General features: G+C 69.4%; 29 protein-coding genes. 12 read left to right on the top strand and 17 right to left on the bottom strand.

Annotation, left to right across the window (positions count from 1 at the left end; all coding sequences use genetic code 11):
• The first annotated feature begins 59 nt into the window (after positions 1 to 59).
• The 7 genes from ABD716_RS11080 to ABD716_RS11110 all read left to right on the top strand — a co-directional run bounded on the left by ABD716_RS11080 (position 60) and on the right by ABD716_RS11110 (position 6008).
• Positions 60 to 1085, top strand: coding sequence for a fatty acid desaturase family protein (locus tag ABD716_RS11080; RefSeq protein ID WP_344776788.1), 1026 nt, complete (start codon positions 60 to 62; stop codon positions 1083 to 1085).
• Between the two features lie 149 nt (positions 1086 to 1234).
• Positions 1235 to 1573 (top strand): DUF7882 family protein, encoded by a 339-nt coding sequence (locus tag ABD716_RS11085; RefSeq protein WP_344776790.1) that lies wholly within the window; start codon positions 1235 to 1237, stop codon positions 1571 to 1573.
• A gap of 139 nt (positions 1574 to 1712) precedes the next feature.
• Positions 1713 to 1994, top strand: coding sequence for a hypothetical protein (locus tag ABD716_RS11090; RefSeq protein ID WP_344776792.1), 282 nt, complete (start codon positions 1713 to 1715; stop codon positions 1992 to 1994).
• 371 nt (positions 1995 to 2365) lie between these two features.
• Complete coding sequence (locus ABD716_RS11095; RefSeq protein ID WP_344776794.1) at positions 2366 to 2689, top strand: nucleotidyltransferase family protein; 324 nt, start codon at positions 2366 to 2368, stop codon at positions 2687 to 2689.
• Positions 2686 to 3021 (top strand): HepT-like ribonuclease domain-containing protein, encoded by a 336-nt coding sequence (locus tag ABD716_RS11100; RefSeq protein WP_344776796.1) that lies wholly within the window; start codon positions 2686 to 2688, stop codon positions 3019 to 3021. Before ABD716_RS11095 ends, ABD716_RS11100 begins: the two co-directional genes overlap by 4 nt.
• 197 nt (positions 3022 to 3218) lie before the next feature.
• Positions 3219 to 3380, top strand: a complete 162-nt coding sequence (locus ABD716_RS11105; protein WP_344776798.1) for a VOC family protein — start codon at positions 3219 to 3221, stop codon at positions 3378 to 3380.
• 87 nt (positions 3381 to 3467) lie between these two features.
• Complete coding sequence (locus tag ABD716_RS11110) at positions 3468 to 6008, top strand: winged helix-turn-helix domain-containing protein (protein ID WP_344776800.1); 2541 nt, start codon at positions 3468 to 3470, stop codon at positions 6006 to 6008.
• A 258-nt stretch (positions 6009 to 6266) separates the two neighbouring features.
• Here ABD716_RS11110 and ABD716_RS11115 read toward each other — a convergent pair whose 3' ends face one another.
• The 9 genes from ABD716_RS11115 to ABD716_RS11155 form a co-directional block, all read right to left on the bottom strand.
• Positions 6267 to 7301, bottom strand: coding sequence for a lysylphosphatidylglycerol synthase domain-containing protein (locus tag ABD716_RS11115; protein WP_344776802.1), 1035 nt, complete (start codon positions 7299 to 7301; stop codon positions 6267 to 6269).
• Positions 7302 to 7370: 69 nt separating this feature from the next.
• The gene (locus ABD716_RS11120) at positions 7371 to 8468 is read right to left on the bottom strand and encodes a glycoside hydrolase family 172 protein (RefSeq protein WP_344776804.1); all 1098 of its coding nucleotides are present in this window, start codon (positions 8466 to 8468) and stop codon (positions 7371 to 7373) included.
• A 40-nt stretch (positions 8469 to 8508) separates the two neighbouring features.
• Complete coding sequence (locus tag ABD716_RS11125) at positions 8509 to 9372, bottom strand: carbohydrate ABC transporter permease (RefSeq protein ID WP_344776806.1); 864 nt, start codon at positions 9370 to 9372, stop codon at positions 8509 to 8511.
• Complete coding sequence (locus ABD716_RS11130) at positions 9369 to 10226, bottom strand: carbohydrate ABC transporter permease (protein ID WP_425553449.1); 858 nt, start codon at positions 10224 to 10226, stop codon at positions 9369 to 9371. The genes ABD716_RS11125 and ABD716_RS11130 overlap by 4 nt, the downstream gene beginning before the upstream one ends.
• Positions 10227 to 10423: 197 nt before the next feature.
• The gene (locus tag ABD716_RS11135) at positions 10424 to 11767 is read right to left on the bottom strand and encodes an ABC transporter substrate-binding protein (protein ID WP_344776810.1); all 1344 of its coding nucleotides are present in this window, start codon (positions 11765 to 11767) and stop codon (positions 10424 to 10426) included.
• 122 nt (positions 11768 to 11889) lie between these two features.
• Positions 11890 to 12927, bottom strand: coding sequence for a LacI family DNA-binding transcriptional regulator (locus tag ABD716_RS11140; protein WP_344776812.1), 1038 nt, complete (start codon positions 12925 to 12927; stop codon positions 11890 to 11892).
• A gap of 325 nt (positions 12928 to 13252) precedes the next feature.
• Positions 13253 to 14170: an AfsA-related hotdog domain-containing protein gene (locus tag ABD716_RS11145; protein ID WP_344776814.1), complete on the bottom strand. Its 918-nt coding sequence runs from the start codon at positions 14168 to 14170 to the stop codon at positions 13253 to 13255.
• A gap of 176 nt (positions 14171 to 14346) precedes the next feature.
• Positions 14347 to 16338: a sensor histidine kinase gene (locus ABD716_RS11150; protein ID WP_344776817.1), complete on the bottom strand. Its 1992-nt coding sequence runs from the start codon at positions 16336 to 16338 to the stop codon at positions 14347 to 14349.
• 361 nt (positions 16339 to 16699) lie between these two features.
• Entirely contained in the window at positions 16700 to 17503 is an 804-nt protein-coding gene (locus tag ABD716_RS11155; RefSeq protein WP_344776819.1) for a response regulator transcription factor, read from the bottom strand.
• A 61-nt stretch (positions 17504 to 17564) separates the two neighbouring features.
• Between ABD716_RS11155 and ABD716_RS11160 the strand changes: the two genes are divergently transcribed.
• Positions 17565 to 18200 carry a ScbR family autoregulator-binding transcription factor gene (locus ABD716_RS11160; RefSeq protein ID WP_344776821.1) on the top strand — a complete coding sequence of 212 codons (636 nt, stop codon included), beginning with the start codon at positions 17565 to 17567 and terminating at the stop codon, positions 18198 to 18200.
• A gap of 109 nt (positions 18201 to 18309) precedes the next feature.
• A complete protein-coding gene (locus tag ABD716_RS11165) occupies positions 18310 to 18693 on the top strand; it encodes a response regulator transcription factor (RefSeq protein ID WP_344776823.1) in 384 nt (127 codons plus the stop codon).
• 21 nt (positions 18694 to 18714) lie between these two features.
• Here ABD716_RS11165 and ABD716_RS11170 read toward each other — a convergent pair whose 3' ends face one another.
• The 5 genes from ABD716_RS11170 to ABD716_RS11190 all read right to left on the bottom strand — a co-directional run bounded on the left by ABD716_RS11170 (position 18715) and on the right by ABD716_RS11190 (position 21349).
• Positions 18715 to 19065 carry a hypothetical protein gene (locus ABD716_RS11170; RefSeq protein ID WP_344776825.1) on the bottom strand — a complete coding sequence of 117 codons (351 nt, stop codon included), beginning with the start codon at positions 19063 to 19065 and terminating at the stop codon, positions 18715 to 18717.
• A 62-nt stretch (positions 19066 to 19127) separates the two neighbouring features.
• Positions 19128 to 19802, bottom strand: a complete 675-nt coding sequence (locus ABD716_RS11175; protein WP_344776827.1) for an HAD family hydrolase — start codon at positions 19800 to 19802, stop codon at positions 19128 to 19130.
• A 9-nt stretch (positions 19803 to 19811) separates the two neighbouring features.
• Positions 19812 to 20183: a thioredoxin gene (gene trxA / locus ABD716_RS11180; RefSeq protein WP_344776829.1), complete on the bottom strand. Its 372-nt coding sequence runs from the start codon at positions 20181 to 20183 to the stop codon at positions 19812 to 19814.
• Positions 20184 to 20225: 42 nt separating this feature from the next.
• Positions 20226 to 20804, bottom strand: coding sequence for a nitroreductase family protein (locus ABD716_RS11185; protein WP_344776831.1), 579 nt, complete (start codon positions 20802 to 20804; stop codon positions 20226 to 20228).
• The gene (locus tag ABD716_RS11190; protein WP_344776833.1) at positions 20801 to 21349 is read right to left on the bottom strand and encodes a GNAT family N-acetyltransferase; all 549 of its coding nucleotides are present in this window, start codon (positions 21347 to 21349) and stop codon (positions 20801 to 20803) included. Before ABD716_RS11190 ends, ABD716_RS11185 begins: the two co-directional genes overlap by 4 nt.
• 84 nt (positions 21350 to 21433) lie before the next feature.
• Here ABD716_RS11190 and ABD716_RS11195 point away from each other — a divergent pair, with 84 nt between their 5' ends.
• The 3 genes from ABD716_RS11195 (at position 21434) to ABD716_RS11205 (ending at position 23066) form a co-directional block, all read left to right on the top strand.
• Complete coding sequence (locus ABD716_RS11195) at positions 21434 to 21823, top strand: hypothetical protein (protein WP_344776835.1); 390 nt, start codon at positions 21434 to 21436, stop codon at positions 21821 to 21823.
• A gap of 73 nt (positions 21824 to 21896) precedes the next feature.
• Positions 21897 to 22727, top strand: a complete 831-nt coding sequence (locus tag ABD716_RS11200; protein ID WP_344776837.1) for a hypothetical protein — start codon at positions 21897 to 21899, stop codon at positions 22725 to 22727.
• Between the two features lie 84 nt (positions 22728 to 22811).
• On the top strand, positions 22812 to 23066 hold the full coding sequence (locus tag ABD716_RS11205; RefSeq protein ID WP_344776839.1) for a PqqD family protein: 255 nt from the start codon (positions 22812 to 22814) through the stop codon (positions 23064 to 23066).
• A gap of 6 nt (positions 23067 to 23072) precedes the next feature.
• On the opposite strand, the gene ABD716_RS11210 is transcribed toward ABD716_RS11205, so the two are convergent.
• From ABD716_RS11210 to ABD716_RS11220, 3 genes are read right to left on the bottom strand one after another with little or no spacing between them, the layout of a single operon-like run.
• Positions 23073 to 24221, bottom strand: a complete 1149-nt coding sequence (locus ABD716_RS11210) for a nucleotidyltransferase family protein (RefSeq protein ID WP_344776841.1) — start codon at positions 24219 to 24221, stop codon at positions 23073 to 23075.
• Positions 24218 to 25198 carry a phosphoenolpyruvate carboxykinase (ATP) gene (locus ABD716_RS11215; RefSeq protein WP_344776843.1) on the bottom strand — a complete coding sequence of 327 codons (981 nt, stop codon included), beginning with the start codon at positions 25196 to 25198 and terminating at the stop codon, positions 24218 to 24220. Before ABD716_RS11215 ends, ABD716_RS11210 begins: the two co-directional genes overlap by 4 nt.
• Positions 25195 to 25650: a lasso peptide biosynthesis B2 protein gene (locus ABD716_RS11220; RefSeq protein ID WP_344776845.1), complete on the bottom strand. Its 456-nt coding sequence runs from the start codon at positions 25648 to 25650 to the stop codon at positions 25195 to 25197. The genes ABD716_RS11215 and ABD716_RS11220 overlap by 4 nt, the downstream gene beginning before the upstream one ends.
• Position 25651: the final 1 nt, after the last annotated feature.

Here is a 25651-nt window from a genome sequence, read left to right on the forward strand (position 1 = left end):
CGGTGCACGACACCGCTGGGGCTGATCGGCGGCCTCGGCAGAGCACGGACTTCGCTGACTTGTCCGAGCAGATCCGCGCCGCCGGGCTGCTGCGGCGGCGGCGCGTCTACTACTGGGCCAAGTTCTGGCTGATCACGATCGCGCTGGCCGCACTGGTCATGCTGTTCATTCGCGTCGGCGACACCTGGTGGCAGATGCCGCTCGCCGCGGTCTTCGCCGTCGCGTTCACCCAAGCCGCGTTCCTCGGCCACGATGCCGCGCACCGTCAGATATTCCAGTCCGGGCAGTGGAACAACTGGGCCAGCCTCGTCGTCGGCAACCTGTTCGTCGGCATGAGCGTCGGCTGGTGGAACAACAAGCACAACCGCCACCACGCCAACCCGAACCGGATCGGCTACGACCCCGACCTCGACATCCCCGTCGTCGTCCCGAGCTCTCTCACACAGCTGCGCGAGCGCAGCCGTCTCGCCCGGTGGACACTGAACCATCAGAGCGTCGGATTCTTCCCCTTCCTGTTCTTCCAGGGCCTGATCCTGCACATCCAAAGCTTCCAGCGGGTCTTCGGACGCGGCACCGTCGCGCACCGCCCGGTGGAGATCGGGCTCATCCTGCTGCGACTCGGCGGCTTCGTCGGCCTCGCGTTCCTCGTGCTCTCACCCGGACGCGCCGGCACGTTCCTCGGCATCGAGTTCGCCGTGTTCGGCTTCTACCTCGGCGCCGTGTTCGCCATCAACCACATGGGCATGCCCCTCGTGCCCAAGAACCAGAAACTCGACTTCTTCCGCCGCCAAGTCCTCACCGGCCGCAACATCCGCGGAGGACAGCTCACCTCATTCACCATGGGCGGCCTCAACTACCAGATCGAACACCACCTCTTCCCCTCCATGGCCCGCCCCCAGCTGCGCCACGCCGCCCCACTCGTCCAGGCGTTCTGCCAGGAACGCGACGTCGCGTACACCGAGACCGGTGTACGCGAAGCCTTCCGCAGCGTCACCGACTACATCGACAACGTCGGCCTCGGACACCAAGACCCCTTCGAATGCCCCATGATCACCGCACGACAAACCACGACCCTCATCAGCTGATCTAGTCGGCACCGTGTGTGCTCGAAGGAGCCTCGCTGCCATTCGCGGAGGACGATTCGGCGCGCGTGTCCGGCCGGGACATGTTGCCCGCTGACATGCGAAACTCTGTTCAAGCCGGTTTGCTGTGGCGGGGCTCGAAAGGGGAAACCATGGGGGTGCTCGTCTATGCAGGTTCCGAGAGCTACGAGATCGAGGATCGTGCTCTGGCGCATGTGAAGATCGCGATCACTTCGAAGCTGCGACGGAACGAAAGCTTCCTGCTGAACTGGAGCGTGCCCGCCTCTGCCGGCTCCGGAAGAGTCAGCATCTGGCTCTCGCCGGCGATTCCGCTGCAATTCCGGTTCTCCGGCAGCAAGCCGCTGGAACTGAGCCGCATCTGGCTGGAAGCACTGGAGCGGTCCTCGACTGGAATCCGAGGAATGCTCCTGATGAACGAAGAAGAGGCAGCGCACTACCTTCAGGCTGCTGGAGGCGCCACCGCTCCCTGATCCACCTGAGGTGAGATCCAGCCGGCTGCTGCGCTGACAACCAACGAATGCACCTCTTGGGATGCATGTCAACCGCCCGTAACTGCCGATGCGAGGTCGGCCGCCCGGGTACCAAGGAGGAGACGCGACAGGGGATGGCATGCACACACTAACGGTGACACTTGGCCTGACGGCCTTCACGCTCAAGCCAGGCACGAGCGTGCGCAAGCTCGAGAAACGGATCGTCTCCGCACTACGCCGTGGCGCTGGAGTCATCCGCCTCCCCCTCGCAGGCGGCGGAAACGTCGACGCCATTGTGAGCCGCGGACTCATGGTCACCGTCAACCGCCAAGAGACACCGCAACCGGAGGCAGGTGCAGCGCAGGAGGCATGGGCCGCTGAAGCCGCGCTCGACCTGGACGAATGGGGAACCACCAGTTGACGCAGAGCGGTGAACTGCTATCGGCGCTTGCCTCTCGGTGACTCACATATCGGCCAATCCATGGGCCGACCGCCTGCAAAGAAACTTGGGCCATTAACGGGCCATTAGCCGTCCGAGAAGCAACTGAGACGAACTACCACCAACGAGAGAAACTCCTGATCAAGTCGTTTCCGCGCTCATCAATACAGCGTGGAACCGACGGGGGACTCACTGAAAATCGTGAGGTCACGGGATCGACGCCCGTCGGAGCCACCACCTCGGACAACCACAAGTCCGTCCTCAGTCGCGTGGCACACCGGTTCTTCGGCATTGATGTCGTTGAGGCGCGGTGGAGCCACCGCCGACGCGATGTGCGCGCTTACGCTGGATACATGCCGATCACTACGCCGCCGAGCCTCACCTTGCGCGAGGTCATCAACGCGCGGCGCAGCGAACTCGAGGCTCTGTTGGCCAAATACCACGCGAAGAATCCCAAACTCTTCGGCTCGGTCGCCCGCGGGGACGCCCACGAGGGCAGCGACATAGACATCCTTGTTGAGATGGATCCTGCTGACGGCAATCTTTTGATGAGGGCTTCCGGCCTCATGGAAGAGACGCGCCAGCTCTATGCGCGCGACGACATCGACATCTTCCCTGCCCAGCTGCTCAAGCGTCCGATCTCCGACTCGGCACTTGCCGAAGCGGTGGACTTGTGAGCCGCACTACACCCGAGCGGATCGCCGACATCCTCGATGCGATCGCAAGGTGCCAGCGCTACGCCGGTTCGCTCGGCAGCAGCGATCGGACCCTCGTCGACATGGCCGAGGACGCCATCGAGCGCAATCTGCAGGTCATCGGCGAAGCCTCGAACGCACTGCCCGCTGACGTCACCGAGGCGCATCCCGAGATTCCATGGCCCCAGATCCGCGGCTTCCGGAACATCCTCGTGCACGAGTACTTCGGTGTTGACGTCGCAACAGTCCGCGAGGTCATCGACACGCATCTGCCGCGGCTCGCCGCAGCGCTGCGGCAATACAGCGTCAAGTAGACAGGGCCTGATAACGGCGGGCGCCCCTGGTCACGAGGGCTGCCTCAGCACGTAGCCCTGTTGTCTCGAATCCCTTCCTGTCCTCCTGGTGTCAGCGCTCACCTCGGGCGGCGCCTGGGTGCATCACGCTTGCCCGGTGCAATTGAACTGCCTCCCCCGGCATTTACCTCAGGCTCCGTGCCTGGTCGGCCGACGCGATGGTCGACGACGTCGAGGTCGCGGACGGACTCGTGCGAGCGCTCGGCGCGACGCGTCTCGAGGGCAGCGGCCACGTCTACGCCGACCCGGTCGGGCATCCGTTCTGCCTCATCCCCCGCCCCGCCTGGGCGCCGCCGATCGGCTGCGGCGACAAGACATGAAGGCCACCGCGTCGCAGCGGATCGCGATAGATTCTCAGTGTTACGTTGCGCTGTGCGCTTCACGACAACAGCCGAGGATGACGCGAGGTGACGGTGCACTCCGAGCCAGAGGCGACGCGCCCTGAGTTCACGCCCGGTGCGCCGTTCGTGGCCGCTCCCGCGCCACCGGCCGGTTCGCTTCCCCGGCCTCGGCTCTGGGAACTGCTCTCTGCGCGGACCCGCCTCACCGTCGTGCGCGCCCCGACGGGGTTCGGGAAGACGGTGCTGCTGCGGCAGTGGGTGCACCGCCTGGGGCACGACTCGGAGCGGCTGGTCTGGATCGACGGAGCAGACGCGGGCGGGCGCCATCGCCTCGCACAGGGCGCGGTTGACGACACGGTTCTGGTCTGGGACCACTTCGACGAGGTCCACGACGACGAAACGGAGCCCGCACTGCTCGCGGCGCTGCGGCGGAATCCGCACCTGCGCCTGATCGTGGCAGTGCGCGACGGGCGGCGATTCCCCGACGTGCTTCGGCTCGAGCTGCCGATGTCGACGGTGTCCGCCCGAGAGCTCGCGTTCCAGGGCTCTGAAATGCGGCAGCTCTTCGGACTCCTCGGCGTGCAGCTCGGCGAGCGCGGCTTCGACGAGCTCGAGCGCGGCGCCGCCGGCTGGCCGAAGCCGGTGCACGAGCTCGCCGCGCTGCTCGCCGCCCGGCCGGCCGAAGCATCGCGGCTCGATGAGGCACTGGTCCGCGTCACACGGCGCTTCCTTCGCGACGACATCGTCCCCATGCTCGAGGCGCTCTCGGATTCGAGCTGGCTCGACTTCGTCCTGGCCAGCGCTGTTCCCGACCGTCTGACTGAGGAGCTCGCAGTCGCCATCACGGGGGACGAGCGCGCGGGCGAGCGGCTGGAGCGCCTCGTCGCCGAGACGATGCTGATCGCCTCGAGCGAAGAAGGTGAACCCGTGTACCGCTGGCGCGCGAATCACCGCGCCGCGCTGAGGCAGGAGTTCGAGAAGCGCGACCCCGCCGGCCTGCGCCGGGTGCACGAGCGCGCCTCGGCATGGCACTTCGACCGCGGCCAGGCTGCAGAGGCCCTCGCCCACGCGCACCTCGCCCAGGATTGGGTCGCCGTCGTGCGCACGGTCGAGCAGTACTGGACCCATCTCATGTACGAGAACTACGCGGAGACCCGCACGGCACTGCGCGACGCCCCGGTGTCGGTCGTCAGCAGCAGCATCGCCGCGGTGGCCATACGCGACATCTTCATGCTGCGCTGGCGCGTGGGCGACGACCTGCTTCTCGAGGCCGCCCGCGCATCGCGGCTGAGCGAGCCGCACTTGATCGACACGCTTCCGATCCCTGCCTGGGATCGGGCGATCACCGACGCCACGGCCGTCATGATCGCCCTTCGCACCCGCGGAGAGCTGCCGCTCGCGCAGCGCTTCGCCGAGAGCATCGACGCCGCTCTGAATTCGTGGCTCACGATCGCCGGCGTTCCGGGGATCGGCCTGTCCAGCGGTGCGCTGCACGCGATGCTTCACGTCGGAATCACGCGCACGTTCGCCGACGATCACGACGGCGCGGTCGAGACGCTGCGGCGCACCTATCGGTTCAGTCCGCGAGCTACCGGCGACCCGTCCGCCCCCAATGCGGCGGTCAAGACCGCGGTGGCATACTCGCTGGCCGGTGACACCCGGCAGGTCGAGGACTGGCTCGGGCGCAGCGGTGACGACGACGTCGAAGTATGGCCCGTCGGCGCGCTGCGCGCGCAGCGCGCGCTCGCCGGCGCCCTCGCGGCGATCGAGAGCGGAGAGCGAGACGAGGCCAGGCGGCTGCTCGGCCTCTTGGAGACGCGCACCCCGAACGAGTATGTCTGGGAGACGGCCTACGTCTACGCGCAGGCGCGTTTCGACCTTGTCTGGGGCGACCGGCAGCTGCGCCTGCGAGAGCTCGCTCGCGAGCGCGAACGCCTGCAGCGGTGGCTCGAGCCGGGCTCGACCCTTGGGCCGCTCGTCGATTCCGTCGAGGTCGAGCTGCAGCTCGCGCTGGGAAACGGCACTCGCGCGCATGCGCTGCTCGCGGCATCCGATCACCCCCGGCTGCTCGCGCCGCGCGCTCTGCTCGCCCTGCTGAGCGGCGGAAACGACGAGGTCGTGCGCATCGCGACGGCGGCGCTGAGCGCGCCCACGATCATCGCGCGCGATCAGACGCAACTGCAGGCGCTGAGGGCCATCGCGCAGGCTCGGCTGGGCGAGGCGCATGCCGCAGCCCGCACGCTCGCCGACGCGCTCGCGAGCGCCGCGGCATCCGGCGCCCGGCTGGGGCTCGCGGCCGCCCCGCGGGCCGAGCTGCGGCAGCTCGCGGCGGCACACGGCCTGGGCGAGCGCCTCGAGGCGGAGATCGGAGGACTCCCCGAGGTCTTCCCCGCGTCCGTCGACGTCATCTTCCTGACGGCTCGCGAGCGAGAGGTGCTCCGCCAGCTCGCCGACGGCCGCACCGTTCGCGAGATGGCCGATGCGAGCTTCCTCAGCCAGAACACGATCAAGAGCCAGCTGCGCACGCTGTACCTGAAGCTCGGCGCGAGCTCGCGCGCCAGGGCCCTCGCGCTGGCCCACGAGCACCGGCTTCTCGACAACAGCTGAGGCTGCCGCCGCTCGCAGAATTGCGGACGTCGCGGGCGGGCCCTTCGATCGGGTGGGGTTGAGGGAGCGGGCGCGCCCGCGACGGCACGCAGTGGCGCTCAGCCCGGACGACGCCTCGGTGCCTCGGCACCGGTTCGGGATCCGTCGGGCGGGATCGCTACCACCGACAACGCTATAGACCGGGTTGTCTACCCATCGCTCGCCGCCGGCCGATTTAACCCTCTATTTGACCCTGCGCCAGCCGCCGGGCTTCCCCGGTCAGCGCGAGGTCCGCCGCCTCCCTCGGGTGACGGCGCGCCAGATTCCGACGGCGACCCCCGCCAGTGCATACGGGCCCACGACGGTGAGCGCGCGCCAGATCAGCAGGCCGGCGGTCGCCGCGTCGACGGCGCTGCCGCCACCGGTGCCGAACAGGCTCAGCAGGATCGCGACGTCGACGACCCCGGCGCCTTGCAGCGGGAACATCGTGAGCGGATAGGCGAAGAAGAAGATGGTCGCGATCGCGAGCGTGCTCGCGTCCGACGGTGCGACTCCGACGAAGCGGAACGCGAGCAGCAGCAGCGCGAGCTCCGACAGCAGCATGACCGCCAGCACTCCGGCTGCGCGCGGTAGACGTCGCGGCAGGTCGCCGGCCATGTCCTGCTGGAACCGGCCGAAGGATTCCGCCCATCGGGTGGGGTCGACGCGAGCCCGGAAGCGCTGCGCGAGCCTGCCCGCCCACCCGCCGAGCCGGACGGCGGTGGGCCGGGCGCTCGCCACCATCAGCATGCCGACCACGAGCGCCGCCGCGAACACCAGGCTGACGAGGTCGACGAGCTGCAGGGGGCGGTATGCCCCGGTGATGGCGACGAGCAGGAACCCGAAGAGCGGAACGCCGAACCGGGCCACGAACATCGTCAGCGTGTTCAGCACCGAGCCGGCGAGCGCCGGACCCGTCGGCGTGCCGCCGGAGCTGAAGATCGCAACGCGCGCCGCGATCTTCCCCGGGGCGGACGCGAACGCGGCGGTCGTCAGTGCCGTGAGGTCGGTGACGACGGCGCGCCCGAGGGAGACGCCGGGGATGTAGATGGTCAGCGGCACCGCGCTGAGCAGCTGCCGCACGACGAGCGCAGCGATGAGCGCGGCGATCTCCCACCAGCGCAGCCGACCGAGCGCCGCCACGATCGACCCGAGGTTCAGGTCGTGCATCGTGCGGACCACCGCGATGACGAAAAGCGCCGCGAGCACCAGCAGCCCGATGCGCACCGCCCACCGCACCGCGCGGGGGCGGCCGCTCGCGGCTTCGCTGGTCATGGCCGCAGACTAGTGCGCCCCGCGCGGCATCGGCCCCCGCACCTCACGGAAGGTGCGCGGCTCGGCCGCTCAGCGGGGCGTGCGCCCCTGCACGTCGGCCAGCGCCGGGAACGCGGTGTGCGGCTCCGTCTGGTACCAGTAGGCGACCGAGAAGATGTCGTCGGAGCGCTCGAAGAGGCCCTTGTCCCACACGCCGATCTGCTGAACCGTGACCCGAAGCTCCCGCTCGAACCAGATCGGGTCCGGAAGGTGCCAGCGATAGACGGCGTGCATGGGCGCGGTCGACTGGATGAACGTGCCGGCGCGCGTGTCATCGCGGTCGCTGAAGAACGGGTAGCCGCAATAGGGGGCGCTGAACGTGATCGGCACCGGCTCCGGGTCGTGGCGCAGCTCGTCCTGGAACGCCCACGCTCCCCCGGCGTAGTCCTCAAGGCCCGTGCTGCACAGCGTCGGCAGCTCGGTGTCGCCGTCGAGGAAGAACTTGACCTCGCCCTCGCCCCACCAATATCGCGAGAGAGACGCGAGACCGATGTAGGTGCCGAGGTAGCGGCCGCTTCCCTCGACGCCGTCGAGGATCACGTGGTCTTCGCCGAGCCGGGTCGTCGCGTTCGAGCGGCGCCACTGCGCGTGGAAGTACGCCGTGCCCTCAGGCACGTCGTCGCCGACCGTGTAGTCGACCTGGAAGAACACGTGGTCCACATCGGCGGCGTGCTCACTGCTCAGCACGATGCGGGCGCGGCGCCGGAACGGCATCGGGATGTACGAGTTCATGCCCCCCGTGGGCGCCACAACGATGGGCTCGGACGTCACCAGAGCCCGAGTGCCGAACCCATTGCAGAAGAAGTCGCCGAGCGGTGCTTCGACCGATGGAACAGTCTCGTCGTCCCAATACATCCGCAGCACCAGATCGCGCAGCACGAACGGGCCGCCGTCGGTCCGATCGGGAACGGTGATCCAGATGTGGCGCACCACGCCCGGCCCCTCGATGTCGGCCAGCGTGAGCTCCCCGCCGGCGGGAAGGGGCAGATACGCGCTGCCTTTTCGCCCGGCACCGAGATGGGAGCTCGCGGCGGCGGCCTTACCGGGTTCCCCGGTCAGGTTCTCGGCATTGATCGAGCGGGAGCTCACGCCCGCGGGCGCGCGCAGGTCGGACAGATGGGAAAGCAAGGTTCTCCTCGAGGTCGGCGAATGGGTGGTGAGAGGCGCGCTATTTCACTGAGCCGACGGTCACGCCGCGACTCAGGGTGCGCTGGAAGATGATGAAGAAGACGAGCGTCGGCAGCAGCGACAGCAGCGAGCCCGCGTTGAGCGAGGTCACGTCGATCGAGTTCTGCCCCTGCAGGGTGGCCAAGGCGATGGGGATCGTCTGAACGGACTGGTCCGACAGCAGGATGAGCGGGATGTAGAACTCGTTCCAGGTCCAGACGAAGAAGAACACCATCAGCACCGACAGCGTCGGACGCATCACGGGGTAGACGACGGACCACAGGATGCGCCACCGCCCGGCACCGTCGAGGGCCGCGGCCTCGAGAAGCGACGGTGGCAGCGTCGACATCACGCTCGACAGCAGATACGTGCCGAACGCCGCCTGCAGAACCGTGAAGACGATGATCACGCTCCACACGGAGTTGAACAGCCCGGTCGCCTGGGCGCCGTAGAAGAGCGGGTAGATCAGAGCTTCCTGCGGAAGCATCGTCGCAAGGAGGAAGACGGCGAGCATCGCCGTTCCGCCCCGGATCCGTCCGACGCCGATCGCGTAAGCGCTCAGCAGCGACACGAGGCTGCCGAACACCGCGACGAGCCCCGCGATGACGACCGAGTTCCACAGGGCGCGCAGGAAGTCGACGCGATCGAGATAGTCCCGGAACGACTGCAGGCTCCACGACGTCGGCAGCGCGAGCGGGCCGTGAGTCGAGTAGTCCGTCCCCGTCTTGAAGGCGTTGAGCACCAGCAGGAGGAGCGGCGAGAGCATGACCAGTGCGATCAGGATCGCGAGCGCGAGAACGAGCCAGCGCAGGGGGCGCGAGCGACGCGCGCGGGCAGCGGGCATGAGTGCGGTGGATGCTGTCATGCTGCGGTTTCCTCTCTTCCATCCCGTCGCTGCAGCCAGAGCATGACGCCGGCGACGAGGAAGATGACGATGGACATGGCGGTGGCGATCGCCGACCCGTAACCGACCTTCGAGAGCTCGAAGAAGTTGCGGTACGAGTAATAGGACGGCACCACGGTCGACCCCTCCGGGCCACCGCCGGTGAGGATGAGCACGGGCGCGAACACCTTGAGCGCACCGACCGTGGCGGTGATCACCACGACGAAGACCTCTGGTCGGATCTGGGGAATGGTGATCGCCGCGAATCGCCGCCACCACCCCGCGCCGTCGAGCGCCGCGGCCTCGTGCAGCTCGGGGTCGACCCGCTGCAGGGCCGCCATGAAGATCACGACCGGGTAGCCGATCTGCAGCCAGATCAGCATCAGCACGACGGCGTAGATGGCGATATCGGGGTCGCCGAGCCAGTCCGGCGGCTGCCGGACGCCGAGCGCCTCGATGACTCCGTTGAGCAGGCCGTCCTGGGTCGCGAGAACCCAGCTCCAGATGAAACCGGCCACGGCGATCGGAAGGATCTGGGGCAGGTAATAGGTGGCCCGCAGGAAGGCGGCCGCTCTGGCGCCGAACTCCCGACCGATGTAGTCGAAGAGCATCGCCGCCAGCAGAAGCCCGATCACCGTCGGCACCACGACGATGCCGAGGATCATGAAGATCGTGTTCTTGAACGCGAGCCAGAAGAGCTCATCGCCGAAGAGATCCACATAGTTCTGCAGACCGTTCCAGCGCATCGGAGCCATCCCGCCCTTCCAGCGGAACAGGCTGATGTACACGTTCATCGCGAAGGGGATCAAGACGATCGCAAGGGTCCCCGCGATCATCGGAACGAGATACAGCCAGTAGCCCGCGCGCGCGGTGCGCCGGCTGCGCGAGCGGCGTCGCTCTCTGGCTGCAAGATGGTCGGCGACCAGCGCCGATTCCGGGGTTGTCACTGCTGCTCTACTCACTGCCTGGCCTTCCGATCCGTCCTGTCGGCTGAGGTGCGGAAGCCGCGCGCGGCGGCTTCCGCACCGTGGCGTCAGCCCTCGTCGGTCGCCTTCTTGCCGTCGTCGTAGAACTTCTGCAGCTTGGCGAGGTATTGCGCCGCCGTCTCGTTCTTGTTCGACATGGCGGCCATGTTCGACTGGATGAAGTCGAGGAAGCCGGGGACGGGGTAGTCGGGATAGAACGAGAGCGTGTCGGCCGCGACGATCTGGTCGAACCGCTGCGTGTACGCCCGCGTCACCGTGTCGGTGATCGTGGACGAGTCACCGGCGAGCGGCAGGCCGCCGAGCTCGCCGATCTTGTTCTGGACCTCGGGGCTCAGGGTCGTGTTGATCCAGTCGTACGCCAGCTCTTTGTTCGGCGCCTTCGCCGGCACACCCCACAGGTGACCCGACGACCCCATCGACATCTTCGCGCCGGGCAGCGTGAAGTAGCCCCACGAGAAGTCGTGCTGGTCCTTGACCCGGGGGAACACGCCGTTGTTCCAGATGAGCATTCCGGTCTTGCCGCTCAGGAAGTTGACGTTGGCCTGCTCATAGGTGAGCCCGGCGAGATCGGTGCCGAGATACCCCTTGTCGATCCAGTTCTGGAACTGCTCTGTGGCCTTCTTCCACGGGTCGGCCGAGAAATCGACCTTGCCCTTCAGGAACATGAAGTCGTCGATCTGCTCACGGCTCGCATAGGCCGAGACGAGCGAGTACCAGACCCACATCTGATTGAAGCCCTGGTTCGTCGAGGCGGACGAGGACACCGGCGTGATGCCGGCATCCTTGAGCTTCTGCATCGCGCTCACGAACTCCGCCATCGTCGTCGGCGCGGCCGTGATCCCCGCCTTCTCGAAGAGGTCCTTGTTGTAGTAGAAGGTCACGTACTCGCCGAAGTTCGGGATTCCGTACCAGTCGCCCGAGCCGGCCTTGCCCTGTTCGTCGTACTTGGCGAACGACTGCATGCTGCCGGTCACCTTCTTGTCCCAGCCGTACTTCTTCACCGCGTCGTTCAGCGGCTCGAGCAGCCCCTGGCTGGCCAGCTGGCCGCCGTCCGCATTGCCCTTGTTGAACTCGACGACGTCGGGCACCTTGTTGCCGCCGAGCGTCAGCTTCGCGTTCTTGCGCATCGCGTCGAAGCTCGTCGTCTGGAAGTCGACTTTGACGTCGGGATGCTTCTTCTTGAAGATCTCGAGCGCGAGCTGCCACCCCTGACCCTGCGCGGTCTTGGGGTCCTCGTACTGCAGGATCGTGAAGGTCTTGCCTGCGTCGTCGCCTGAGGCGCTGCTGCAGCCGGTCAGCGCGGCCGCGGCGACCGCCACCACGGCCGCCACGGCGGCGAGCCGTGCGCGGGTTCGTCCGCGCGGGCTTCGCGCGGTTCGGATCGTTGTCATTGCGTTGCTCCTTTGCATCGGGGGGGTGAAGAGGTGAGGATTCGGGCGCGCGGGCATGCTCGCGCCACCGCAGACGCGAAGTCGGCGGCGTGAAGAGGTGGCGGCGCGGGCGCCGCATGAGCTCAGTCGGTCGGCGGCGGTCCGATCGATTGCCGCACGATCGGGGCGCACGGCATCAGATAGCCCTCTCGTTCGGCGCCGTCGAGCGACCCGTCGAGGCGGCCGACGGCGCGGCGTATCGCCCACTCGCCCATCTCGCGGTGAGGCAGCTGCACCGTGCTGAGGCCGGGATCGAGGGCGTCGGCGACGAACTCCTGGTTGTCGAAGCCGGCGATCGAGAGCGCATGGGGGATGTCGAGGCCGAGGTGCCGAGCGACGTGGTAGAACGCCATGGCCGTCTGGTCGCTGAAGGCGAAGACGGCCGTGGGCCGGTCGGGCCGGTCGAGCAGCCGCCGGGCGGGCTCGACCGCGAAGTGCGTTGCCGCGTCCTCGGCGACGACCGTGAGCGACGGATCGCGTGGGATGCCTGCATCTTCGAGCGCCCGCTCATAGCCGCGCTCGCGAAGCTGAGAGGCGATCGGGTACGCGCGCACGTTGCAGAATCCGATGCGGGTATGCCCGGCATCGATGAGCATGCGAGTAGACGTGTATGCGCCGAGCTCCTCGTCGGGGACGACGTAGTCGACGGTCGCGTGGGCATCCGGGCTGCTCGGCCGCCCGTCGAGGACGACAACCGGCATGGTCGGCGGCACGAGCGGCAGCTCGACCACCTTGTGGAAGTTCGTCGCGACGACGAGCGCCTCGATATTCCGCTGCAGCAGGGACTGAACCGCGGGCGTCTGCACCTCGTCGTTCCCGTAGGTGTCGATCAGCATCAGCATGAAGCCGGCCTCCCACGCGGCCTGCTGCGCGCCGGCGAGCATGTGCGCCGAGAACGGGACGGTCGCCACCCGGTCTGAGACGACCCCGATGGTGCGGCTCTGCTTCGTCTTCAGCGAGCGCGCCAGCTGATTGGGCACGTAGCCGAGCTCGTCGGCGACGGCCTTGATGCGGTCTGCGACCCGCGCGTTGACGCGCCCTTCGCCACGGCCGCTGAGCACGAGGCTGACGCTCGAGACGGAGACGCCGACGTGCGCGGCGATGTCTCTCATCGTCAGCATCCTGCGCTCCTTTGCCCAACCGTCAATCGTTTGACTTCAATCGATTGACGCCACGGTAAGAGCGTCAATCGCGTTGACGCAAAAGTGCGTTATTCAGCCGTTATGAACGCGCAAAATCCCGGCGCACGGACGCGTCGATCGGCCGCGGAGAGGCGCGCCGCGCCCCGCACGACCGGCCGCGATAGGCGGCTGCGGCAAACTTGAGCCGATCTTGAGGTTCTCCCGCGGTGCCCCACCCGGGTCGCTCGGCAAGATGGGTTCTGGTCGCGCCTGCAACGCGATCAGCCCTCAACCCTGAAGAGGCGCGTGTCCAACCCGAATGGAATCACGGCCCCGGCACGGGATGTTGGTCGGAACGTCCCGGGTCGGCACCGGGCCCGTCCGCAATCGAGATCTTCGAAGCGGCCGGGCCCGGTTCTTTCGTTTCGGGGAACGCTGCGGCGTCGGAATCCGTGACGGCCGATGCGATCAGCCGGCTGCCCTGCATGAAGGCGGCGTCGACGCCCGTGGGTGTGACGACCGCATCGATCAGCGTCTCGGAGCGCAGCTCGCCGAATGCCGGGAACGAGACGGTGAGGAAGCGCGGCGGGGTGCCGTGCTCGCGCTCGTGCACGACGGCCGCCGAGTGCAGCAGCAGCATGCCCGGCAGATGGTCGACGGGGTGGTCGAAGAAGAACGGGTCGGATTCGTCGATTCCGAGGCGGGCGATCAGCCGGCCCTCGTCACGGCGCACCTGCTCGATGAGGTCGCCGTGGAACTCGCGAACGACATCGTCGAGCGCGACGGCGTTGCGCCGGATGGCCCGATAGTCGCTGTCGACCAGGACGCGCGCGCTCACCGTGCCCGAGGCGATGCCCGGCAGGCGATAGTCGACGTCGAGCACATGCGGCACTCCCTTCCGGTACTGCACGCGCGCGAAGTCGACCTCGAGGGTGCCCTCGAGCGCACCGAAGCGCGGGAACCGCAGAGACTCCGGCTCGACGCGCACCGTCATGCTCGAGACGATGAAGTGCACCGACTGCCCCATGCCGAGCCCCGCGACGCAGATGGCGAGGCCGGCCTGCCGGAACGCCTCGGCGAGCAGTGTCACCGGGACGCGACCCGGGGTCGGGTGGCACAGCCAGTGGCTGCGCGGGATCTCGACGTCGGCGCGCCACGTCTGCTCGGAGACGGCTTCGATGGCCCAGACGAGCGACTCGGACCGTGTGGAGCGATGTGCGGCACTTCGATCGATGAGAACCAAGTCACGAACCTTCAGCTGGGAAAAACCGGCTCGCAAGTGGCATCGAGCGCAGCGTGGCTGGGAAGGCGGGCTGCGCGACCATGTGACCGTTTCGGGTTCGGTCGGCGAGGTGTTTCAACAGTAATCATGAGCCGAGTCTCAGGTCACGGATTCAGCCACGATCACAACCACCCCAATCAGGGTTGCATCGGCAGTGTGGCAAGGGGCGTGGCGTCGGGCCGCAGCGGGAGTCTGACCGTGAACGTCGACCCTTTGCCCGGCTCGCTCGACACGGTGATCGTGCCGCCGTGGGCATCGACGATCGTCTTGACGATGGTGAGCCCGATGCCCACGCCCTGGATCGCGGCCTCGCGCGCCTCGCGCGTGCGGAAGAAACGGTCGAACAGGCGGATCTGATCGGTCTTGCTGATGCCGCGACCGCGGTCGGCGACCGCGATGACCACGGATTCCTCGTCCCGCTCGAGCGTGACCGTGATGACCCCGCTCTCGGGTGAGTACTTGACCGCGTTCGAGATGAGGTTGTCGACGACCTGCCTCACCCGGCCGCCGTCGACGTGGGCGAGCACGGTGCCGCTCGGCGTGTTGAGCTCGAGACGCTGACGCGACGCCGCGAGCGTGGGGCGGAACGTCGACACCGACTGGGCGAGCAGAGCCGAGACATCCGTCGGCTCGATCCGCAGCGCCAGGTCGTGCGTGCTCGTGCTCAGCAGGTCGCGGATGAGCGCGAGCATCTGCTCAGCGCTGCGCTGGATGGTGCGGAACTCCTTGCCGAAGCCGAGCGCGTCGACGTCGTAGCCGTCGTCGATGAGGTCGAGGTAGCCGACGATCGAGGTCAGCGGCGTGCGCAGCTCGTGCGAGACGGTGGCGAGGTACTCCTCGCGGATCTCAATCGCATTCGCAAGGTCGGTGACGTCGTAGGTCACGACCGCCGAGCCGAGTCGTTCGCCGCCGGGGCGCGAGATGCTGTGCGCCTCGGTCACGATCGCGCGCTGCTCGCCCTCCGGGTCGCCGATCCAGTAGATGAGCCCGCGCTGGTCGCCCTCGATCGTCTCGGAGATGATGTTCTTGTCCTGCTTGACGCGGGTGCGCCGGTCGGAGGCGTACACGTGCTTGCTGAGGCCGGTAGCCGGGTCGAAGCCGGTGAGCGCGAGGAAGTCGGACACCGTGCGGTTGTGCAGCTTCGGCTGGTTGTCGACGTCGTAGAACAGGACGCCGACGTTCACGGCGTCCGCGATCGAGCGGATGACGACTCCCAGTTCGTCCATCTCGTCGAGCAGTCGCTGCAGCTCGCTGGTCGTCTCGGCGAGGCGCTCGCGCGCGGAGAGCTCACGGTCGCGCAACCAGAGCTCGGACGCGGCACGGCCGACCTGCACGCCGAGATATGCGAGCAACGAGCGCTCGAACGCCGTCCGGCGCGACGTGGTCGCCGGGTCGGCCACGACGAGCGCGCCCGTCACGGCGTCGTCGCAGTCGACCGGGACGACGCTCACGGGGCCGGGCTGCTCGCTCTCGCCGTAGAGCCAGGCCAGCAGCTCGGGGTGCCGGTCTGGCGGCATGCTGGCGATGCGGGCGTCGCTCGTGAGAGGCGCAGTGGCCCAGCGGTCACCGCGCTCCTTGCGCCCCGGGGGCAGCAGCGGTGCGACGAGGTCACCGAGATGCGGCATCCGCCCGTCACGCGCACTCCAGGTCACGCTCGGAATCGGCTCATCGTGCTCGTCGGGGCCGGCCGGGATCACGAGCACCACCTCGCGCGCGCCGAACACCTCGCGCGGGCCGGTCGTGGCGATGCGCGCGAGCTCGTCGAGCGTCTCGGCGGAGTGCACGGCCCAGGTCAGCCGCATGGTGCTGGCGCGCAGGCTCTCGGCGCCGTCTCGCCGCGTGCGCCGCCGTGAGCTGCGCTTGCGCAGCAGCTCGACCCGCAGCGCGAGCTCGTCGGCGACACGGTCGAGAAGCACGTAGTCGCGGTCTACCCCGGCGACCGCGTCGGTCGGCACATCTGCGGTCGCCTCAACGACGAAGATCACCGGGCCGCGCTCATGGGGCTTCTCACCGAGCTCGACGACCGCGCGCTCGGGGGCGACGCCGGCCGCGCTCAGCGCAGCCCGCGCGGCGTCCGCGCAGGCGTCGGTCGCGGCGAGGACCGTGACGGGACTGGATGACTTCGCCATGCGGTGCCTCCTCTTTCGGACGACCTGAGCAACTCTTGAGGCTTCCCCGCGCCGAATCGGTGACCGCCGGTTTCAGACTGAAGTTGCTTGCGCGCGGCGGCAAGCCCCCCATCCTCGGCATATGAGTGTGGGGCGCCTCCAACCCGATTGAAGGCGCCCCTCCCCCCTATTTCCGAGAAGCCCTCAACCCGAATGCGGACTCTCGGCACACGGGACCCCTGGCGAGTCACGTCGCAGGTCGGTGCCGTGTGACGGAAACAAGGCTACCTGGCCGCAGCACGCTGTTCCACACGCTGCAGGCCCGGTATCGCCCCGCGCACACCCCGAGAACAGGGGGTTTTCGCAGCTTTTGGCCCCGAAGTCAGTCCCGCGGTGCCGCCAGGCGATAGCCGACGCCGCGCACCGTCTCGATGAGATAGGGCGAAGCCGCGTTGTCGGCGAGCTTCTTCCGGAGGTTGCCGATGTGCACCTCGACGCCGCGTCGATCCGCCTCGCCGACATAGGGATTGACGACGTAGTCGTCGCCGCGCAGGAGCCGCGCGAGGTCGTCCTTGCTGCGCACCGTGCGGCCAGAGCGCAGCAGCGCCTGCAGCAGCTCGAACTCGCTGAAGGTCAGGTCGAACTCGCGGCCGTCGCGCTTCACGGTGCGCTCGCTGGGGTCGAGCACGACGCCGTTGTGCGACAGGAGCGTGCGATTCGGCGTCGTCGCGGTCGCCTCGGCGGGGGCGCCCGCCGCCGCGGGGGTCTGGCCCGGGGCATCCCCCTCACCCGGCTGACGGTGCTCGAGAACACGCGGCCGGCGCAGCATCGCCTCGGCGCGCGCACGCAGCTCGCGCGGGCGGAACGGCTTCAGGACGTAGTCGTCGGCGCCCGAGCTGAGCCCCTGCAGCGCATCGATCTCTTCGTCTCGCGCCGTCAGCATGATGATGTAGGCCGCGCTGATCTCTCTGATGCGCTTCGCCGTCTCGAACCCGTCGATCCCCGGCATGTTGACGTCGATCGTGACGAGCACCGGGCGGCACTCGCTGACCCGCGCGACGCCGTCCACCCCGCTCGAGGCAGCGAACACCCTCAGACCGATCTGCTCGAGCACGGCCTGGATGAGCTCTCTGATGCCGTCGTCGTCCTCGATGACGACAGCGCATTCGCCGTCAGCCACTCCCATGACCGAAGCGTAGCAATGGCGCAACACCGAACCGGGCCTTGTGTCGCCTAGGCTGGGCACGATGACCCAACAGGAGCGCGCCACCGCCCGCCGGGACGAGATCGTCAGGGCCGCAGCCGCCGAGTTCGACGAGGTCGGCTATGCAGCCGCGTCCCTCTCGAGCATCGCCGCGCGCCTGAACCGCACCAAGGGTGCGATGAGCTACCACTTCTCGTCAAAGGGCGCGCTCGCCCACGAGGTCGCGCAGTACCACTTCCTGCAGTGGGACGGGGTGAACGCGGCCATCCGCGAGGACGGCTACACGGGCCTCGACGCGACGATCATCCTCTCCTTCGCCGTCGCCGCCCGCTTCCGTGACGACGTTCTGGTGCGCGCCGGAATGCGCCTGCAGCACGACGCCGGACTCCACGACGTCGAGCTTCCGCCGCCTTTCGAGTGGTGGATCAAGATGACGCGCACCATGCTCGAAGAGGCGCACCAGCTGGGGCAGATCGGGGCCGACGTCGATCTGGATGTCGCAGCCGAGGTCCTGGTGGAGGCCTTCATCGGCATTCAAGAGGTCGCCCACCGCATCACCCTCGCGCAGGACATCCACGAACGCGTCGAGCGCTACTGGCTGATGCTGCTTCCCGGCCTGGGAGTGACGAACGGCCCCGAGCTGGTCGCACGACTCAGCGCCGAGGCCGCGGCGCGCTGACCGCCGGCCCGGCCTCCACCCCGCGCTTTGGGGAGATCGGCGCTTTTGCACCCCGCCAGACGGGCGTCTAGGGTGAGACCCACAAGGGTGGGGGCGAGGAATGGAGCCGATGGACCGGCATGCACCTCCGAGCGCTGTCGTCATCGAGGACGACGAAGGCATTCGGTCGCTGATCAGCGCTGTGCTGCAGCACGCGGGCTTGCACGTCATCGAGGCGGACAACGGCCTCGACGGCGTCGCCGCGGTGTGCGCGCACGACCCCGCCATCATCACCGTCGACATCCGGATGCCTGGGATCGACGGCTTCGAGACGACTCGCCGCATCCGCCAGATCAGCGGAGCGTTCGTCGTCGTGCTGAGCGCGCACGTCGCGGATGCCGACGAGTCCGAGAGCATCCGCGCCGGCGCAGACGTCTACATGCCGAAGCCGTTCCGACCTCGCGAGCTGCGCGAGCTGATCGACACGCAGCTGCGCGAGCTGCGTCGCGCCTGACGGCACGGCGCCTTCGGGCCCTTACGGCAGCTGGCGCGTCAGCTCCTCGAGCTGGGCGAACCGGCCGTCGGCCGCGACCTCGCCGAACAGGAAGACCTCTTGGGCGGCGGTGCCGCCGTCTCGCCGCGTGACCGTGATGATGTGGCGCTCGGCGTAGTGCGAGCCCTCGGTCAGCTCACCCTTCACCTCGACGGCGATCCGCTCGATGAATCCGCGCAGCTGAGCGATCTGCTGCACGTAGGCGGCGCGATCGATCCACACGCCATCGGTGCTCTGGCGGTAGTCGTCGGTGACGTGGCGCGCGACGGCCTGCTCGACGGTCAGATCGTTGCTGCCGAGCAGATCGTGCAGGGCGGCGGCGATGGAAGGCATGCGATTCTCCTTCGGGTAGGGAGAGAGGGCGTGCTCATAACGCTAGCGTGGCGCGACGCCTTTCACGCGCGCGGCGCGAGCGGCTGCTCGATCGGCAGCACGGGCCAGCCGCGCTCGCCCGCGAGCTCGAGCATCGCCGGGTCCGAGCCGACGACGACGGGGCTCGAGACGCGCTCGAGCAGGGGCAGATCGCTCGAGTGGTCGCCGTAGCCCCAGCTCGGCGCAGCCTGGCCGAGTCCGGCGAGGTACGCGTCGACGACCGTGCGCTTGTCGTCGCCGATCATCGCCGCACTGATCACGCCCGTGTAGCGGCCGTCGGCCCCCACCTCGAGCTCGGTGCAGTACACCGCGTCGGCGGCGACCGCGGCGGCGATCGGCGCGAGCGGCGGCGGGAACGACCCCGAGACCAGCACGACGCGCGCGCCCGCTGCCTGGTGTTCGCGCAGCTTCGCCAGCACGTTCGGGCGGTAGAAGCCGGGCTGCGCCGAGGTCTCGACGTACCAGTCGCGCCCGGCCGCGAGCACCTGCTCGACGGGCTGGCCCGCCCAGATGCCGTAGTACACCCGGTTGAACTCGCTGCGCTCGAGGGTCACGACGAGCTCGGCGAGTTCCCGCAGCCGCGCAGGCGACACCATCTCGGGCACGCGCTTCAGGTAGAACAGCAGGAACGACTCGAGCGTGCGCACCGAGACCAGGGTCTCGTCGACGTCGAAGAACGCGGCACCGGGGGCAGTCACCCTCGAAGGCTACTGGTCGCCCTGCTCCTGCGCGGCCAGCTGGGCGCGCACCTGGTCCATGTCGAGAGCGCGCGCCTGCGCGATGATGTCGTCGAGCGCCGGCTTGGGCAGCGCGCCGGCCTGCTGGAAGAGGCCGATGCCGTCGCGGAAGACCATCAGGGTCGGGATGGCCTGGATGCCGAGTGCACCGGAGAGCTCGGGCTCTGCGTCGCTGTCGAGCTTGCCGTAGACGATGTCGGTGTTCTCCTCGGAGCTCTGGTCGAAGATCGGGGCGAACATCTTGCAGGGGCCGCACCAGTCGGCCCAGACGTCGACGACGACGATGCCGTCGCCGAGCACGGTCTGCTCGAAGGTGTCCTTGGTCAGTTCAACAGTGGCCATGGGTCCATCCTCCCTGGAATGTGCACACCGTGGGGCATCCGTTCAGTCGGCTGCCAGCACCGTGTGGCGCTCGGCGAGATCGACCGTGGCGTGGCGCTCGCGGCGGGCCCCGCTGGGGATGCCGCCGACGTAGATCCACCCGAGCAGGGCCTCGTCGGCGCCGAGGCCGTGCGCGGCGGCGACCTCGGGCGTGCGGGTGTGCGGGCCGCTGCGCCACATCGCACCCCAGCCGGCGTCGTCGAGCAGCAGGGTGAGCAGGTGAGCGACGCCCGCGGCGGCCACCTCCTGTTCCCACCGCTCGACCTTGTGACTCTCGCGGTAGCTCACGACGACGGCGAGCAGCAGCTCGGCGCGCAGGGGCTTGCTCCGCTGGGATGCCGCAGCGTCGGCATCCGCCCCGGCGTTCGCCGCCGCCAGCGCGAGCGCGTCGCCCAGCCGCTCGCGCGCCCGGCCGCGCAGTTCGATCACCCGCCACGGTGCGAGGCCTGCGTGATCGGCGGCGGTCGCGGCCGCCTCGAGCAGGCGCTCGACCTCGGCCGTCGTGGGCGCCTCCTCCGTCACTTTGGAGTAGGAGCGCCGCGCCAGCACGGCCTCATAGACGGATGCGCGCGCGCCGGTCATCGCTGCGCCACCTGCGCGAGAACGCGCTCGAAGACGAAGTCGTCCTCCCACCGCTCGCCCAGGCGGAAGCGCTTGACGCCGACGCCCACGAAGCCGCTCTTCGCATAGAAGCGCTGCGCCCGCACGTTCTCTTGGTTGGTGCCGAGCCAGAGGCCTGCCGCACCGCGGTTCGCCGCCGCGTCGACGGCGGCTGCCATCAGCACGGCCGCGACGCCCGACCCGTGATGCTCGGGGGCGACGTAGATCTTGCTCAGCTCGGCGGTGGGCCACGCGGTGAGCTGCGCCGCAACCTGCGGGTCGTACGGCTCGCCGAAGACGAGCATCGCGTAGCCGGCGAGGCCCGTGCCGTCGTCGGCGAGGAGCACGAGCCGGTCGGCATCCGCTGCGTACTCGGCGAACCGTGCAGCGCTCAGGTGCTGGGCGATGAAGGCGTTGATCTCGGCCTCGGGGGAGCTCGGCGGGCAGGCGAGCGGGAAGGTGCGGGCGGCCAGCTCGGCGACGCGCTCGGCGTCGGCAGCGGTGGCCTGGGAGATTTCGACGGGCACGGGGCAAGCCTAGGGAGCGGCGGGCGGATGCCGCGCTCGGCGTCTTCCCAGGGAGCAGCACGGGCACGCGCATAACATAAATACATGTTGTACACGCGAGGATTCCTCCTGGGCGGCGTGGTGGCCGCAGCGGTCACCCTCGCCGCGATCGCAGAGCTTCCGGCGAGCGCCGGCACCGCGCAGAAGCAGGCGCCGTGCGTGGCCGACCGCGATGCCCTCCACCGGCTCGCCCGCGCGGTGGACGACCACACCTTCCACCGCGACCGCCTGCGCGAGCCCGACTTCGACATGGCCGTCTCGGCGCGCGAGGCCGCTGACCTCGCCGAGGGCCGCACGCGCGAGGCCCTGCTGGTGCTCGCCGATTCGGCGGCGCGCAGCGCGCTCGAGTTCCTTGTGGACTACAACATCGCGGCCGGCGGCTGGGAGGCCGCGACCGGCATCCGGATGCCCGCGGCCACCATGCTCTCGGCATAGCGCGCCGTTTGGAGGCCGCCGCTTCCGGGTATCGCTCGGCGCACATCACCCGTCAGTGCGGGAGGAGCGAACCATGAGCGACACCTATCAGCGCAACACACCGGAGCCGGGCGACCACGTCGGCAAGCACGTCGACGCGGACCCGGTCGACGCAGAGCCGGCCGATGAGACGCTCGACGAGCGGCCGGTCGACGAGCGGCCCGTGTCGGCGAACCGCGCGGTCGGCGGCCGAGGCGGCGACTCGGTGGGCGCCCGGGTCGACGAGGGCGCCGCCCCGCGCGAGGCGGTCGTGACCCCGCGGGACGAGGTGGTCGCGCCGCGCGAAGAGGTCGTGACGCGCAGAGACGTGGTCGGCCGGGAAGCCGCCGCATTCGGCGGCATCAAGTGGGGTTCGGCGTTCTTCGGCTGGCTATCGGCGATGGGGCTCGCGGTGCTGCTCGTCGCGATCCTGAGCGCGATGGGCGCCGGCGTTGGGCTCGGAACCAACAACGGCGACGCGAACAGCGCCGCCCAGGCCGCCGGCGCCAACGCCACGACGGTCGGCGTCGTGGGCGCGATCGCCCTCGCGGTGATCCTGTTCGTCTCGTACTTCTGCGGCGGGTACGTCGCCGGGCGGATGGCGCGCTTCGCGGGCATCCGCCAGGGCTTCGCCGTCTGGATCTGGGCGGTCGTGTTCGCCGTGATCGGCGCCGTCATCGCGGCCATCGCCGGCTCGAAGTACGACGTGCTCGGGAATCTGAACAGCTTCCCCCGCATCCCCATCGACGAGGGCACACTGGCGGCCGGCGGCATCGTCACCGCGATCGTCGTGGCGGTGCTCAGCCTCGTCGGGGCGCTGCTCGGCGGCCTCGCCGGCATGCGGTACCACCGCGCGGTCGACCGCGCCGGGTTCGCCGAGGAGTGAGGCCAGCCCCCGTTCTGGGCATCCCCTCGATGCGCACGCGGCGCGATAGTTGAGAAAGCTGACGTTTTTTCAACAAGGAGAGTCATGAAGCTGCGCACCGAGGGCCTGACCTGGCAGGAGATCGACGGCGAGCTCGTCATTCTCGACCTGGCGACGTCGGCCTACCTGACCACCAATGTCGCGGGCGCCACCCTGGCGAAGCTGCTCACCGAGGAGCGCACGCAGAGCGAGCTGGCCGCGGCCCTGGTCGACGAGTACGCCATCGACCAGGGCCGCGCCGACGCCGACACGGCCGCCTTCATCGCCCAGCTGCGCGAGAAGGCGCTGCTCGAGGCCTGAGCCTCTTCAGACCGCGGCGACGGCCTCGAGATAGGCCGTGCGCGATGCCGCGTCGGGAACGTCGCGGCGCAGAATCCGCTCGTCGGCGCCGCGCGTGATGCGGCGCTCGGTCGCCCGCACGCGCCAGCTCGCCACGGCGGCATCGAGCGCGCTCGCGGCGAGGTGCTCGCGGGCGCTCGAGAACAGCGTTCCGCCCTGGTGCCGGTCGCCGGGCAGGCCGGGGAACGGGTATCTCTCGTCGCGCTCGCGGGCAAGCCGCCCCCACACGCTCGCCGCGGGGGCGAGCACCGCGGCGGGCGGCGGGTTCCGGAAGCCGAGGGTGCGGGAGACCCGGTCGAGCACGAGCGCGGAGGCGACCGTCGTGCGGGCCGCAGCGGTGCGGCGCGCGAACTCGGCCCAGTCGAAGCCGGGCTGTGCGGTCGCGTGATGGATGTCGGCGATCCACATCAGCCTGTTGGCGCCCGCCTGTGCGGCATGGAACACGAGGTGCACGACGGTGTCGACCGGGTCGAACACCGACACCGCGACCCCGCTGCCGAGCCGCGCGGGGCGCGCGCGGCCCAGCATGCTCGCCATGTCGGTGCGGAACGCGCGACGCAGCTTGGGCGGCACGGCCATGTCCCAGTGCAGGTCGATGTGCGTGCCCGCGGGGCCGAGCAGCCCGATCTCCGCCCGCATCGATCGGCTGAGCTCCGGCCAGTTCCGGTCGACCAGCGTGCACCCGGCCGCCAGCAGCTCGTCGAGCGCCGCCGCGAAGTCGCCCCGGCCGACGAAGACGTCGAGGTCGTAGTACTCGCGCATGTCCGGGCTCGGCCAGATGAGGTCGGCCGCGACCGGGCCCTTGCCCACGGCCCAGGCGATGCCCGCGTGCGCGAACACCTCGGCGATGCGGCGCAGGTCGCCGCTCGCCTGCATGTGGCGCATGAGCTGCAGCGTGCGGTGCGGCGCGAGTCGGTCGGCCCATTCGCGGGGCGCATCGGGCGCGCTGCCGACGCGGCGGGCGAGGGCGGGCGTGACGCGATGGTCGCCGCCCGCGGCGATGACGGTCTCGACCGGCACCGCGCGCACCTCGGGGCCGAGGGGCTCGCCGGAGACCCCGATGATGCTCTGCGTGAGCAGCCGCGCGAGTGCGCGGTCCCCGCTCGGCGGCGTCACGCCGGCACTCCGAGCTGGAGGCGCCGCCCCTGCCGCTCGAGCTCGAGCTCTGCGCGGATCGCCGGCGCGATGCCGGCGCTGAACGGCGGACCCCACGGCACGTGGATGAGGCTGAGCGGCACGGATGCCGCGACCGCGCTCATAAGCGCGAACTGTGCCGTGCGCACGCGCTCGTCCTGCCAGCCGAGCAGTCGCGGGAAGCGCAGCAGGAGGAAGACCGCGTCGACCGGCGAGATCCGGTCGATGCGGATCTCGTCGGAGTCGCGGGTCGGCAGCGGAATGAAGAGGGCGCGCAGCGGCAGCCGGTCGCCCGCCTGATCTGCAGGGCGCAGCACCTGGCGGTCGTCGGCCGATTGGCGGCGATCGGGGGATGCCCCGTCGAATGCGGCGGCGAGCGTGTCGGCGCCCTTGCGCAGCCGCAGCTCGGACGAGCCGCGGCGCGCCACCGGCTGCGCGTCGACCGAGTCGATGCGCAGCACGTCGTCGGCCAGCATCCGCGCACCGGCGGCGCACATCAGGGTCGCCATCGTGGACTTGCCCATGCCGGAGTTGCCCGTGAAGGCGATCGCGCCGCCGCCGACCTCGACCGCACTCGCGTGCAGCACGAGGTGCCCGCGCTGATAGAGCTGCCAGGCGAGGAAGCCCCCGAGGGTCAGCACGGACTCGATGCCGGGGGTCGCGCCCCGGTGTCGCCGGACGACCGCCTGCGTGAGGTCCTCCGAGACCTCGAACTCGCAGGCATCCACGAAGACGAGCAGGTACGTGCCGTCCGCGCGCTGCTCGCAGTAATAGAGGTCCTCGCCGCCCGGCGCGTAGTGCATCGTGATGACGCCATCGCCGGGGCCGTGCGAGGGCACCTCGTGCTGCTCGTGGGTCAGCGACACGTCGGCGGCGTGGGTCCAGAGCTCGGTGGGCGCCGCGTGCAGCGCGCGGTCGGCCTGCACGCTGAGGCCGTAGATCGTGGTGCGCCAGGTCATTTCGCGGCCTCCAGCTCGGGTGCGCGCAGAACGGTGAAGCGCTCGAGCGCCATGGGGTCGAGTGAGACGCCGTCGAGCTCGACCCACGCGTGCGCGGTCACCTCGCCGCCGTCTTTGGCCACGCCGACGCGCAGCACGGGGGCACGGTCACGCAGGATGTCGGCGAAGACCAGGGCTCTGCGCAGGCAGGTGCCGTTGAACGGCCGGTGCTGAAGCACGCGCGCCGCGAGGGCGAGCTCGCCGCGCTCGGCGGCACTCAGCGCCGGCAGCGCATCGGCCTCGCGCGGCGGCTCGAAGGCGAGCACCGCGCCGAAGCGGCGCGCGGTCGCGTCGAGGGTCTCGCGGCGCAGGGACCGCTCGATGCGCCGCGCAACGACGGCGGTGCGCGCGATGCGGCCCCAGCCGTGAGGGCCGAGGGCCGCGACGCGGCGGAGGCGGGGACGGGTGCTCATG

The organism is Gryllotalpicola kribbensis (assembly GCF_039538245.1).
GTDB classification, from domain to species: domain Bacteria; phylum Actinomycetota; class Actinomycetes; order Actinomycetales; family Microbacteriaceae; genus Gryllotalpicola; species Gryllotalpicola kribbensis.

Excerpts from the sequence above, each read along its gene's own strand:
- ABD716_RS11085 (WP_344776790.1), top strand. The coding sequence starts at position 1,235 with ATGGGGGTGCTCGTCTATGCAGGTTCCGAGAGCTACGAGATCGAGGAT.
- ABD716_RS11090 (WP_344776792.1), top strand. The coding sequence starts at position 1,713 with ATGCACACACTAACGGTGACACTTGGCCTGACGGCCTTCACGCTCAAG.
- ABD716_RS11095 (WP_344776794.1), top strand. The coding sequence starts at position 2,366 with ATGCCGATCACTACGCCGCCGAGCCTCACCTTGCGCGAGGTCATCAAC.
- ABD716_RS11105 (WP_344776798.1), top strand. The coding sequence starts at position 3,219 with ATGGTCGACGACGTCGAGGTCGCGGACGGACTCGTGCGAGCGCTCGGC.
- ABD716_RS11115 (WP_344776802.1), bottom strand. The coding sequence starts at position 7,301 with ATGACCAGCGAAGCCGCGAGCGGCCGCCCCCGCGCGGTGCGGTGGGCG.
- ABD716_RS11125 (WP_344776806.1), bottom strand. The coding sequence starts at position 9,372 with ATGACAGCATCCACCGCACTCATGCCCGCTGCCCGCGCGCGTCGCTCG.
- ABD716_RS11130 (WP_425553449.1), bottom strand. The coding sequence starts at position 10,226 with ATGATCGCGGGGACCCTTGCGATCGTCTTGATCCCCTTCGCGATGAAC.
- ABD716_RS11135 (WP_344776810.1), bottom strand. The coding sequence starts at position 11,767 with ATGACAACGATCCGAACCGCGCGAAGCCCGCGCGGACGAACCCGCGCA.
- ABD716_RS11140 (WP_344776812.1), bottom strand. The coding sequence starts at position 12,927 with ATGCTGACGATGAGAGACATCGCCGCGCACGTCGGCGTCTCCGTCTCG.
- ABD716_RS11150 (WP_344776817.1), bottom strand. The coding sequence starts at position 16,338 with ATGGCGAAGTCATCCAGTCCCGTCACGGTCCTCGCCGCGACCGACGCC.
- ABD716_RS11155 (WP_344776819.1), bottom strand. The coding sequence starts at position 17,503 with ATGGGAGTGGCTGACGGCGAATGCGCTGTCGTCATCGAGGACGACGAC.
- ABD716_RS11160 (WP_344776821.1), top strand. The coding sequence starts at position 17,565 with ATGACCCAACAGGAGCGCGCCACCGCCCGCCGGGACGAGATCGTCAGG.
- ABD716_RS11165 (WP_344776823.1), top strand. The coding sequence starts at position 18,310 with ATGGACCGGCATGCACCTCCGAGCGCTGTCGTCATCGAGGACGACGAA.
- ABD716_RS11170 (WP_344776825.1), bottom strand. The coding sequence starts at position 19,065 with ATGCCTTCCATCGCCGCCGCCCTGCACGATCTGCTCGGCAGCAACGAT.
- trxA (WP_344776829.1), bottom strand. The coding sequence starts at position 20,183 with ATGGCCACTGTTGAACTGACCAAGGACACCTTCGAGCAGACCGTGCTC.
- ABD716_RS11185 (WP_344776831.1), bottom strand. The coding sequence starts at position 20,804 with ATGACCGGCGCGCGCGCATCCGTCTATGAGGCCGTGCTGGCGCGGCGC.
- ABD716_RS11195 (WP_344776835.1), top strand. The coding sequence starts at position 21,434 with ATGTTGTACACGCGAGGATTCCTCCTGGGCGGCGTGGTGGCCGCAGCG.
- ABD716_RS11200 (WP_344776837.1), top strand. The coding sequence starts at position 21,897 with ATGAGCGACACCTATCAGCGCAACACACCGGAGCCGGGCGACCACGTC.
- ABD716_RS11205 (WP_344776839.1), top strand. The coding sequence starts at position 22,812 with ATGAAGCTGCGCACCGAGGGCCTGACCTGGCAGGAGATCGACGGCGAG.
- ABD716_RS11215 (WP_344776843.1), bottom strand. The coding sequence starts at position 25,198 with ATGACCTGGCGCACCACGATCTACGGCCTCAGCGTGCAGGCCGACCGC.
- ABD716_RS11220 (WP_344776845.1), bottom strand. The coding sequence starts at position 25,650 with ATGAGCACCCGTCCCCGCCTCCGCCGCGTCGCGGCCCTCGGCCCTCAC.